We start from the raw sequence: 11663 nt of genomic DNA on the forward strand, positions 1-11663 counted from the left end.
CCCCCATATAGGACTTTTATATTTCATTGTCCTATATGAGGGTAGCATATCAATGTGCGTCACAATTTGTGGGAGATTTTATTTATTATTATCATTCATCTTCGCCTCAATCGCCGCACCAACCCTGTTATAAACAGTCACAGCATCCTGAATATGCGGAATCGTATTTCCATCTGCTCCGGAAGCACCTGCGGAAACAAAGATATATTCCCTGCCCTCAATCTCCGCAAAACTCACCAGACAGTGCCCTGCCTCACTGGTATAGCCGGTCTTGCCACCGAGGATTTTTCCACCTGTGACTGTCGGATCAGACAGATTTTTAAACATTGTACTGTAGTAAGTAATTCCATCCGGGTGGATATTTGTAACTCCGGTAGAATGTCTGGAGGTCTCCACAATCTCACGAAACGTATCATTCTTAATGCAATACTTCATCAAAACAGCCATATCCTTAACCGTACTGTAATGATCCGGATTATGCAGCCCTGTAGAATCACAGAAATGAGTATTCTCCATTCCAAGCTTCCTTGCTTTCTTATTCATCAGCTCCGCAAAATCCGCCTCTGAACCACTGATTGTATCTGCCAGCGCAATACAGCACTCTGCCCCCGAAGGCAACATCGCACCATAGAGAAGATCAATCACCCGGACCTCTTCCCCCGGCTGAAAACCTGCCTGCGTAGCATCCTGCTCATACAATCCGGCGAACATCTCATCCGTCAGAGTAATCTTCTCATCCAGATTATCAAAATTCTCAATCCCCAGTATCACAGTCATAATCTTCGTCATAGAAGCCGGATAAATCTGAGCCTCCCCGTTAATCTCACCCAGAATCTTACCTCCCCTGGCCTGCATCAGGATCGCATTCGGACTGTTAATTCCACTGATATCCACTTCCTTCAGAACCGGCTGCTCAAACTGCTCAAACCACTCCTTCACGCCCTTATTCCATCCGATCATGATAACCAGCGCACAGATAATGATCACCTCAACAAACACACAAGCCACAATCCTGCCCCGATATCTCCATGCATAACTTCTTCTACCGCTCTTTTTCTGTCTCCTGCCAGCCACAATAACGCCTCCTGTCTGCCTCTATAACATTGCTCAGAAAAAATATATCTGACAAATCTCTAATTCATCCCCCTACTATAACACACCCCTACCCAATCCTGTAATCTTCCATTCCTGCACACCCATACATTGCATCTTTCTCCCTATATCCAATACCTTTCCGTTTTCCCTCGCCCGCGAAACCATTACCATTGTACAGCACAGGAAAATATTTGTTTTCTGATACATCTACAGGAGGTGTAGCAATACTTAGCTTCCGGGAATTTGCGTTATGCCGGAAAAATTCACTGTCTGAGCGAAGCGAGTTTGAATTTTTATGGCATGGTTTTAGCAAATTTCCGGAAGCTTAGTATTCCTGCCTCCGCAGCCGTATCAGAAAACAAATATTTTCCTGTGCGTCCCCATACCCGCCACCCCCAAAAAGAAACGCAAAAAGACCCCCGGAGCATCTCCGAGAGTCTTAAATTGCTAAAATCTATTATGCTAATTTCATTGGGTTGATCTTCACACCAGGTCCCATTGTCGGAGCAATAACAACGCTCTTTAAATACTGACCTTTCAGTGTGCTTGGTCTAGCCTTAACGATAGCATCGATCAGCGTCTGGAAGTTGTCGCTTAACTGTTCCTCTGTAAAGGATGCTTTACCAACCGGAACATGAATAATGTTGGTTTTATCAAGACGGTACTCAATCTTACCTGCTTTGATATCGTGAACTGCTTTAGTAACGTCCATTGTTACTGTACCAGCTTTCGGGTTTGGCATTAAACCTTTCGGTCCAAGTACACGACCAAGACGACCTACAACACCCATCATATCTGGAGTTGCAACAACAACGTCAAAGTCTAACCATCCTTCGTTCTGGATCTTCGGAATAAGGTCCTCAGCTCCTACGAATTCAGCACCTGCTGCTTTTGCTTCTTCAGCTTTAGCATCTTTAGCGAAGACTAAAACGCGAACTTTTTTACCAGTACCATGTGGCAGAACTACTGCACCACGGATCTGCTGGTCTGCATGACGTCCATCGCAGCCTGTACGGATATGAACTTCGATAGTTTCGTCAAATTTAGCAACTGCAGCTTTTTTAACTAAGCTGATAGCTTCTGCGGTATCATATAATGTAGCGCGGTCTACTGCTTTAGCAGCTTCCACGTATTTCTTTCCTCGTTTCATTTCTATAACCTCCTGTGGTATTTGCGGGGAACGCCCTCCCACTTACTATTTAATATTAAAATTAATCAACTACTTCGATTCCCATACTTCTTGCAGTACCAGCGATCATGCTCATAGCTGCTTCGAGGGATGCTGCATTTAAGTCTTTCATCTTAAGTTCAGCGATTTCCTGAACCTGAGCTTTAGTAACCTTAGCAACTTTTGTCTTGTTCGGTACGCCGGAACCGGATTTGATCTTAGCAGCTTTCTTAAGAAGAACTGCAGCCGGCGGAGTTTTGGTTATGAAGCTGAAACTTCTGTCTGCATAAACAGTGATAACTACAGGAATGATTAAGTCTCCCTGATCTGCTGTTCTTGCATTGAACTCTTTTGTGAACTGAACGATATTTACACCGTGCTGTCCAAGAGCTGGACCTACAGGTGGTGCTGGAGTTGCTTTACCAGCCGGAATCTGTAATTTGATATATCCTGTTACTTTCTTTGCCATTTTTCGGCACCTCCTATGTGGTATTGGCGGGGGTTTATGGTCCCTCCCACGATATTGTTACCTTTGCTTGTTACATCTGTTTGATTTCTGCGAAACTAATTTCTACCGGCGTTTCGCGGCCGAAAAGTTCAACATTGATCGTTGCTGTCTGTTTCTGCACATTAAGGGCAGTGATAACACCAACGGTATCTTTCCATGCACCGCCTGTGACAACAACTGTATCACCCTCTGCGAAATCGACCTGAATTTCCTCTTTCTTGATACCAAGAGGAAGCATCTCTTCCTCGGTCAACGGTACCGGCTTGGACCCTGGTCCAACGAAGCCTGTCACACCTCTGGTATTACGGACAACATACCATGTATCGTCATTCATAACCATGTTGAGAAGTACATAGCCAGGAAACATTTTCTTCTGAACCTGTTTCAGAGCCCCGTTTTTCAGCTCAGCCACTTCCTGCAGCGGAACACGAACTTCAAGGATCTGGTCTTCCAGGTGTCTGTTTTCGATGGTTTTTTCAATATCGACTTTTACTTTGTTCTCATACCCGGAATAAGTATGGACAACATACCATTTCGCTTCTGACATACAATCACCTTATCCTTATTTCATTAAAAGATTAATGCCTTCGAGAATAAATGAATCCATGACGCTGATCAGTACGCAAAGCACGATTGACACACAAACTACCACGATAGTCTGTTTAATCAGTTCATTGCGGTCTGTCCAGACAATCTTCCTGAATTCTGACTGAAGTCCCTGAAACCAACTCTTCTTCTGGCTCTTGCCAGCAGATTTTTCATTTCCTTGCATAGCCTGACCTCACAATTCTCTGTGAGTAACTGTTTCGTCCAGTTACCTTGGATTACTTTGTTTCCTTATGCAGAGTGTGTTTGCGGCAGAACTTACAATATTTCTGAGTTTCCATTCTCTCAGGATGGTTCTTTTTCTCCTTAGTCATATTGTAGTTACGCTGCTTGCACTCGGTACATGCTAATGTAATCTTAACGCGCACAACTTCCACCTCCAGTGTTTTCATTTGCATGGTCATTTTCCTCATGCCGGACGATGTATCCGTCATCTTTTCGGGCATAAAAAAAAGACCTAACTTCCATGTCGCTTGTCAAGTTTATCACATATGACATGCCTAAGTCAAGTCTTTTCTTATTATTTATGCTTATATTTCATCGCATATTTTTTACAGGAAACGCAGCTATCCGACACCGTATGGTATTTCTTCTGTTGAACTTTATCAGAAATAATCATACCCGCCATGGATGTCCACAATACTTCCATTCATGTAGTTATTGGTAAGTATACTGTACGCCATATCTGCCACGTCTTTGATCTCACCGAATCTGTGCAGTGCGATCTTTCGGTTGATGCGTTCGTAGCTTTCCGGTGTGCGGTTCTCATGCCAGGGCGTCTGGATGAAACCGGGGGCAATGGCATTGACTGTGATGCCTTTTGGCTCAAATTCCTTTACCAGAGATTTGGTAAGGAAGTGGATGGCAGCCTTGGTCACGCCGTATACCAGAGAGGAGGAGTATGCCTGCTGCCCTGCATAGGAACCCATGAAGAGTACTCTTCCGCCCTCTGTCATAACAGGCATAAATTCTTTGATCATAAATACAGGTACAGACAGGTTGGTATTCACGATATTATTCCATGCCTCGAAAGTGTAATCCTGAAATTTATCGTAAGTGCTGATTCCAGCATTACTGATCAGCCAGTCTACGTGTCCTGCTTTCTCTTTTACTTCTCTGACGAAATTCATCATATCGTCATAGGAAGACATGTCCGCTTTCAGAATAATAAGCTTCTCCTGGTCTTCCGGTTTCAGACTGTCCCAGAATTCATTGGCTTTATATGCATTGTGGGCGTAAGTGGCAAAGATCAGATCATCTTCTGCTGAGTTTGCCAGTATCTTCTCCACAATACCGCGTCCGATTCCGGAGGTGCCGCCTGTGATCACTGTTACCTTGCTCATTTTGTATTCCCTCTTTTTATTCATCTATAATACAGACAGATCTGTTCTCTGTCATGCGGGAGTCTCCCCACTTCCATAAAACGGACTGCCTGCAAAAAAATTCCTTCTATGATTATATATTGATTATATATTCCACATTACCGAAATATATTCTTCACTCCTACAATTCCATCAGTCTGTCATAAACTTCCTTCGGTGCATATGGCTGCTGATTATGGATCGGTTCACCCAGACAGGTCTTGGGATATGCAAAAGTTCCATGCTCCAGCATAACTTCCAGAAGTTTCGGGCCTTCCCCTTCCAGAAATTCCGGTGCTTCTTCTCTGACTGCATCGCAAAGCATTCTCAGTGCGGGAATGCCGTAAGCCTTTGCCACCTCTGCGAAATTACAGGAAGCAAAACCGCAGCCGTCTGTGGTTCCTGCAAACAGACAGTCAAAATAATCTCTCTGCAGGTGACGGATCATGCCAAGTGCTTCGTTATTCATGACCATGATCTTAACAGGAAGATTCTCTCTCTTCACCCACTCCAGTTCCTGGATATTCATCTGGAGTGCACCATCTCCACAAATACAGGCGGTCGGTTTTCCGGTTGCATAATACGCTCCGATAGCTGCCGGAAGCCCGTAGCCCATAGCTCCATGTCCGCCGGAGAAGAGAAGTTTCTGTCCTTCATGATTCTTGAATGACTGGTAACTCCACACCATATGCTGTCCTACATCCACTGCGATCGCGGAGGTATCCTCCAGCATATCACTGAGGTCTGCGATCATACGGTTCGGATATCTTTCTGGTGTGGCATCATCAACTGCCTGAAGATTTTCCTTAATCTCTGTGCAGACATTCAGCCAGTCACTGATCCTCTCTGTATCCGGAGCTGCTGCTTTTGCAAGACAATCGATCACTGCGCCTGTCTCTGCCTGCAGCTTCACTTCATTGATACCATTCTCATGGATATCTCTCTGAAGATTGTATGGATCAATATCTATACGTATGATCTTTGCACCTCTGGCAAATTCATGTACTTTGGTTCCGATCTGTCTGGTACACAAAGAAATGCCAAAACAGAGAAGCAGATCGCTTTTTGCATTGGCAATCATATTTGCATAACGGTGTCCATAGGCACCGCCGATGCACCCGAAATTCAGCGGATGGTCGTATCCCAGAACTGATTTCGCCAGAACGCTGGTGATGATCGGAATCTGTCTCTTCTGTGCAAAGCGGATCAGTTTCTGCTGGCTGAAGCTGCTGTCCACGCCATGGCCCAGCATGATCACCGGACGTTTTGCCTGTTCCAGTGCTTCCAGAATCGTATCTGCCGCCTGCTGTGCTGCAGCTGCATCTGTATGTTTGTCCTCAAAAGTCATGTCATAGACCGGATTCTCCACTTCACTTCTCTGGATATTCATGGGAAGATCGATGAGCACCGGTCCTCTGCGTCCTGTGGTTGCAATATGGTATGCTTTATTTAATTCCTCCACAATGTCCTCAGGGTTTCGTATCTGAACAGCATATTTGGTGATCGGTTTCGCCATTGCCACAATATCTGTCTCCTGAAATCCCTGCTGACGCAGCCCCTTAATCCCTGAATACTCATAAGTGTTCAGCTGTCCTGTGAGAAAGATCACAGGCAGAGAGTCGTAATAGGCATCTGCCACACCACTCAGAAGGTTGATGGCTCCCGGTCCGCTGGTAGCATAGGCGCAGGCACATTCTTCCTTCGCCTGTGCGTATCCGCAGGCTGCGAAAGCTGCCCCCTGTTCATTGTAACCGGAATGATTCTCTGTCTCCGGATTTCTCTCAATGGAGTCTACCAGATGTGCGATCATGGTTCCCTGATAGCCGAAGAAATGGCGGATTCCTTTTTTCTGCAAAAACGTAACAATATAATCTGAAAGTTTCATGTTCCCTCCCGTCAGATCAGCGTGCCGATCTTACTTCTCTGTACTGTCTTTCCTGTTTTCTCCAGTACGTCTACATAAATGTCAAAAATCTCTTCGTCCTCTGCAAAGAGTTCGTTCTTCTGCAGACTCTTCTGCATCATCTTGAAATAGGGACGAAATACCCTCTCAAGTGTCATATAATCTTCATTCTTATACAAGTTCTTAATGTAGTCTTTCTGCTTCTCATAGGAAACACTCAGATTCAGGCGCTCCCCACAGAACTCTACATAGTCCCAGCATTCGTTGAAGTAGTCTTTGTGCCGCCTGCTTCTGGCAAGTTTGCGGGCATTTTTCATTCGCTCTTTACAGTATTTCTCAAAGTTTCCGGATTCTTTCCAGAACTGTGTATAGCTTACCCTCGCACTGACCACCAGCGCAATGGGTGTCACATAGCGGGGTTCCTTTGCATCTTTATAATTCTTTCCATAGCTTATGGTAAGATACTCTGCGGTTTTTGCCGGAACCTGGAGTTCTGCACCTTCCAGAGTGACACGTTTACTCTCCGCAAAAATTTCTGCAGGGAAAATGGTAGTCTGTTTTCTTCTTTTGAGGATATATTTATTTGCTCCGGGCTGCTGGCAGGATCTGACAAGCCTGTCATACAAATGTGCAGCCTGTCCCTGTCGCCCGGTTATCATGCACTGCAGCCGCATAATTGTACGGTTCACCCTGCTCCTGAAATTTCTATCTGCATAATTGATATGACAGAGCTCTGTCCATGCATTCTCATCTCTGGATAATCTGCGTTCTGCTTTTACAGAAGCTGCCGGCGTTCTGAGCGGAAAAATATTGACTCCTATTCCCGGGAATGCGTAGTCTCTGGTGTTGTCCAGATTCAGGCACAGAGTATCTGTATTGGTGTATCTCAGATAAAATCCTGAGAACCATTTGTGGCTCTTCATGGATTCCAGTGCTCTCTTTTCCCTTGGATCTTCATCCACAGCCAGACGGAACCGTTCCATATCCGCTGTTTTCATCAGCACAACTCCAAACATGGGATTCTGTGGGAAAGGATGCCCTTCCACTGCGCAGAGTGTCAGTCGTGGAGAGAGGTAATATTCTATTTTATTCCGGCGGCATATTTCATCGATTTCCTGTAATAATGATAAAATCACCTTTTGTTTTTTGTTCAACTCTTTACTCCATTTCTATTGATGTCACTTAACAGTTACAGTCTGCACGATTTTCTTAATATCTTCAATACTTTCATATTTATCAAGCCATTTATCAAGCACAACTGTAATATCCGTCTTCTTTCCAAAGCTTTTCGCCTGTCTGCTGCCATCGTTCAGATCATTGATAAAAATACGGTACAGCTCTGTTTTTACATAAGAAGGCATCTCATATTCCAGTGCTTTCTTATAATTTGCAAAAGCCTCCCTGGTCTGTCCCTGTTTCATCCTGACATCACCCACCAGCTTATAAGCGCAGGCTTTCTCTTCTCTGCGAAACTGACGGTTTCGTACCTGTTCTGCAAGCCACTCCAGTTCGCTCTCCTCACCTGTACAGATGATCTGGGTGCGCAGTTCTGCAAGCTCATCGGAATACCCCAGCCGCTTCCATGCTCTTGTAAGAGCTTTCCTGTACATCTTATGTTCTTCTGAAACTTTAACCTGTATATCCGCCGGCGCTTTAACTTCTTCAGTTTCTGCTGACGGATCTGATACTTTTTTATTCACATCATCAGCCGATGTTTCATCTGATGTTCTATCTGATTTTATCTGTTTTCTGCTTTTTCCCGGATTTTTCTCCACACTGACTGGCGTGATCATCTGTGTGCCGATCACAGCCCGGATTTCACCGATTTCTTTCTCTATCTCGCTCTGCGTACGTGCACACACTGTTTTTGCCAGATATAATGCTCCCTGGATATCATCATCCTCAGGTATCAGACGACTCCACAGCTCCATCAATGCGAGAGCCTCCTTCTTGTTGTGGTTTGCAATAAGCTCTTCACAGCTTTTCAGGATTTCAGATTTGTATCCTCTGAAGAATCTATCCATCTCCATCCATACAATTCCGTTAGTTGTCTTATTCTTTACCTGAAGATAAAGCTCTGCCGCTTTCTGCATCTCGCCATCCATCCAGAGGATATCTGCCTTATATTTCAGGAAATAACCATCCTCAGGAAACATCTTAAGAGCCTTATCAAGAAAACGTTCTGCTTCGATCCGGTTCTCTCCCGCATCCTCCATCAGAAACCTGCACTTAAATTTCATAAATCCCGGATGTCCCGGATATTTCTGCAAAAGGTCGCTGATGATCTGCTCTGCTTCCTTCATCCTGTGAAACTCATAGTGATCCGCTGCTTTCCGGAAAAGCTCAATATCTTCCTTCAGTTTCTCCATATCAGAGCTCAGATGATCCCATTGCTTACGGATCTGCAGCATTCTATATGCCTTTGATACACGTTCTGTATAAAACAGAGTCAGTATTGCTGCATAGAATACATCGTCAGGTATCTCCACAAGTGTTGGATGATAAAAGGCATAAATATTGGTATAGTCTTCCCTTCCGATAAAGTCAGCACTGAGCTGATTCTTATAATAAGAGCCAAAAAGTGCACTCAGTTTACGGAAAGATCTGCTTTCCACCAGCTCACTGATCTTAAGTCCTGATTCATCGATCGCTCTCTGCAGGTCCAGTGCAACAGCGCGGGCTTTCATTGCAAGCCCATCCTGGCGGACCTTATGGCTTTTTTTCGCAATGCGCATATTGTAGAACTTTCGGAACACACTGTCCCAGCGCAATCTTTCCTTATTGATCTTCGGCATGTATTCTTCACGTAGCTCCTGATAAGGAAGATCATCTACACACACTGCTACATGACCCTCCCTCTTATCATGAGGAGGCATATATGACCACTCGTCTCCATAATGCCAGATCAGATAGTCACTGCACTTATTTGGGATCATTGCCTTTTTTCCCTCAAAGATGCCATCCTTTACAGGGAACATCATATCCTTATCAAAAAGAAATGGGCAGCCGCCCCAACGCATGGCATAACGGTCACATTCCTCTTCTTTATAGGAGAACATGATCTTCTCAAGCTTTGCCAGTGTTCTTTTTTTGCCAAGAAAAATATAAGAAAGAAGATACTTCAGATACATGGATGCAGGTATCTCCCAGCGGTCGCTGTAGCCTACAGAAATATTGATAAGATCTGAGTAGATCATCATGTGTGTTCTATATTTCTCGTATTCTTTGTCGTCAGCCGGAACAGGATCCAGTGTAAGAATGTCTATGATCTCTCCGCCGCAGTCCTTCCCGATAATCTGGCTCTTATGGATGGCACAGGTATTGGTGGATGCGTAGCGCGGAAATGAATTTGTATAGTTTCTGTCCACCTCCGAACACTGTATCTCTCTGTCAGGCGGGAGTTCTGTTTTGCATATCTCTATGAATTTCTCCCAGTCCGGACGTGGCATATAAAGGTCTACATCATCATCCCAGGGAACAAATCCCTCATGTCTGAGAGCTCCGATCAGGGAGCCTCCTGCCAGCACGTATCTGAGGTTATGTTCTCTGCAGATTTCATCAACCTCCCTGAAAAGCTTCAGGAGGTATTTCTGTTTCTCCGTCATGAATTGTCCTTTCTGTTGATTGTTTCCAAAATTTCTATTATTCTTACCGACTCATCATAGAAAAGCCGGGTACATTCTGTCCGTTTGTCTCTGATCATAATCATCAGCTCCTGCAGCAGATAGCGGAAACCATTTCCCTCGAAGTTAAAGCTGTACCTTTTCAGAAATTCTTTTCCTGAAATATTGGCTTCAAAGTATCCGGTATTCCACCAGTCATTAGGGATAGTTACCCTGCCGTTGCTTCCGATGATCACAAGTTCATTCTCAATGTCAACCGTTGTTCCGATCTCAATAGTCGCCAGTGCACCGGCGTATTTCATGGAAATCATATCATATACAAAACGGCCTTCCTGATTGCGGACCGCATTGGTGTTGATATCCTGGCATTTTTTTCCCAGCAGTTTCAGTACTGCGCAGATAGCTGTGCAGACCGTCTCATTAAAAGTCCTGCCGCCCTCGAAATCATCCTGGGAGATTGCACATTTGACACTTACCAGATCTCCCACCAGGTTACTGTGTACCAGCCATACCAGCTGATTAAACGCCCGCAGGTAGACCAGTGTGGTCCGTTCAATGAGAACCACATTGTTCTCCCTTGCCACCTGAAACAGGTAGCGCAGTTTCTCTGAGGAAAGTGTCATGGGCGAATCACTGATCACATATTTTCCTTTTTTCAGCGCTCGCTCAATATATTCTGCTCTCCGGTTCAGCGATGTCTTGATATAAACAATATCTACATCTGCCAGAAATTCATCATAGCTGCTCCAGCAGGAACCTAACTCATATTTATCACAGAATCTCTGTGCAGTCTCGTGATCCTCGCTGAATACACGTTCCACATGAACTCCGCTGACATATTTGGATTCCTCCACAAAATCATTATCCCGGATGTCATCCGTCACGATTCCCATATTAAAGATAACACCTTCACTGCGAAGCTTTGTACTGGAAATATTCTTGGTCCTTTCCAGATAAACTACATCACAGTAGTTCTTAAGGTAATCGAATTTCCCTCTCCAGTCAGATCCTACCACCAGGACATCAATATCATACTTAATGATGTCATTGACCTTCTGTCCCTGATATTCCTCAATGATGATCTCATCTGCCAGCCCCGTCCTTCGCACATTCTCGATTCTCTTAATGAGGCTGTCCCGCACATTGAGTTTGCCCCGCTCAATGTCAAAGCTCTCACTTGTGACACCTACGATCAGATAATCACCAAGTGCTTTTGCTCTTTTGATAATATTGTAGTGGCCTTTATGAAAAAGATCAAAAGTGCCATATGTGATTACTCTCTTCATTCTTTCGTCATAACTCCCCTGAAAAAAATATTCTTATTTTGCCGAACAGTTTTCCTGCTCCATACGTTACTGTTCACTCCGTTCACAGTAACGTAGCCAAAATTCATTCCAGA

11 protein-coding genes are annotated in these 11663 nt (G+C 44.5%); all 11 read right to left on the reverse strand.

Annotated elements, in window-relative coordinates; translation table 11 throughout:
* Positions 1-78 precede the first annotated feature (78 nt).
* On the reverse strand, positions 79-1074 hold the full coding sequence (locus LJE12_RS18495; protein ID WP_227227004.1) for a D-alanyl-D-alanine carboxypeptidase family protein: 996 nt from the start codon (positions 1072-1074) through the stop codon (positions 79-81).
* A 478-nt stretch (positions 1075-1552) separates the two neighbouring features.
* Positions 1553-2245, reverse strand: coding sequence for a 50S ribosomal protein L1 (gene rplA / locus LJE12_RS18500; protein ID WP_008705377.1), 693 nt, complete (start codon positions 2243-2245; stop codon positions 1553-1555).
* Between the two features lie 61 nt (positions 2246-2306).
* Positions 2307-2732 carry a 50S ribosomal protein L11 gene (rplK, locus tag LJE12_RS18505; RefSeq protein WP_008705378.1) on the reverse strand — a complete coding sequence of 142 codons (426 nt, stop codon included), beginning with the start codon at positions 2730-2732 and terminating at the stop codon, positions 2307-2309.
* Between the two features lie 70 nt (positions 2733-2802).
* A complete protein-coding gene (gene nusG, locus LJE12_RS18510) occupies positions 2803-3318 on the reverse strand; it encodes a transcription termination/antitermination protein NusG (protein ID WP_008705379.1) in 516 nt (171 codons plus the stop codon).
* 15 nt (positions 3319-3333) lie between these two features.
* Positions 3334-3543 (reverse strand): preprotein translocase subunit SecE, encoded by a 210-nt coding sequence (gene secE / locus LJE12_RS18515; RefSeq protein WP_008705380.1) that lies wholly within the window; start codon positions 3541-3543, stop codon positions 3334-3336.
* 52 nt (positions 3544-3595) lie between these two features.
* Positions 3596-3745, reverse strand: coding sequence for a 50S ribosomal protein L33 (gene rpmG, locus LJE12_RS18520; protein WP_025578252.1), 150 nt, complete (start codon positions 3743-3745; stop codon positions 3596-3598).
* A gap of 237 nt (positions 3746-3982) precedes the next feature.
* On the reverse strand, positions 3983-4720 hold the full coding sequence (locus LJE12_RS18525; RefSeq protein WP_227227005.1) for an SDR family NAD(P)-dependent oxidoreductase: 738 nt from the start codon (positions 4718-4720) through the stop codon (positions 3983-3985).
* A 160-nt stretch (positions 4721-4880) separates the two neighbouring features.
* Positions 4881-6623, reverse strand: a complete 1743-nt coding sequence (locus tag LJE12_RS18530; RefSeq protein WP_173702893.1) for a thiamine pyrophosphate-binding protein — start codon at positions 6621-6623, stop codon at positions 4881-4883.
* Positions 6624-6634: 11 nt separating this feature from the next.
* The gene (locus LJE12_RS18535; protein ID WP_118408501.1) at positions 6635-7795 is read right to left on the reverse strand and encodes a LicD family protein; all 1161 of its coding nucleotides are present in this window, start codon (positions 7793-7795) and stop codon (positions 6635-6637) included.
* Between the two features lie 24 nt (positions 7796-7819).
* Entirely contained in the window at positions 7820-10246 is a 2427-nt protein-coding gene (locus LJE12_RS18540) for a LicD family protein (RefSeq protein WP_227227006.1), read from the reverse strand.
* Positions 10243-11550 (reverse strand): adenylyltransferase/cytidyltransferase family protein, encoded by a 1308-nt coding sequence (locus LJE12_RS18545; protein ID WP_008705390.1) that lies wholly within the window; start codon positions 11548-11550, stop codon positions 10243-10245. Before LJE12_RS18545 ends, LJE12_RS18540 begins: the two co-directional genes overlap by 4 nt.
* Positions 11551-11663 lie beyond the last annotated feature (113 nt).

The organism is Blautia sp. DFI.6.71 (assembly GCF_020593585.1).
GTDB lineage: Bacteria > Bacillota > Clostridia > Lachnospirales > Lachnospiraceae > Blautia_A > Blautia_A wexlerae.

Excerpts from the sequence above, each read along its gene's own strand:
- secE (WP_008705380.1), bottom strand. The coding sequence starts at position 3,543 with ATGCAAGGAAATGAAAAATCTGCTGGCAAGAGCCAGAAGAAGAGTTGG.
- rplA (WP_008705377.1), bottom strand. The coding sequence starts at position 2,245 with ATGAAACGAGGAAAGAAATACGTGGAAGCTGCTAAAGCAGTAGACCGC.
- LJE12_RS18525 (WP_227227005.1), bottom strand. The coding sequence starts at position 4,720 with ATGAGCAAGGTAACAGTGATCACAGGCGGCACCTCCGGAATCGGACGC.
- rplK (WP_008705378.1), bottom strand. The coding sequence starts at position 2,732 with ATGGCAAAGAAAGTAACAGGATATATCAAATTACAGATTCCGGCTGGT.
- LJE12_RS18530 (WP_173702893.1), bottom strand. The coding sequence starts at position 6,623 with ATGAAACTTTCAGATTATATTGTTACGTTTTTGCAGAAAAAAGGAATC.
- nusG (WP_008705379.1), bottom strand. The coding sequence starts at position 3,318 with ATGTCAGAAGCGAAATGGTATGTTGTCCATACTTATTCCGGGTATGAG.
- LJE12_RS18545 (WP_008705390.1), bottom strand. The coding sequence starts at position 11,550 with ATGAAGAGAGTAATCACATATGGCACTTTTGATCTTTTTCATAAAGGC.
- LJE12_RS18540 (WP_227227006.1), bottom strand. The coding sequence starts at position 10,246 with ATGACGGAGAAACAGAAATACCTCCTGAAGCTTTTCAGGGAGGTTGAT.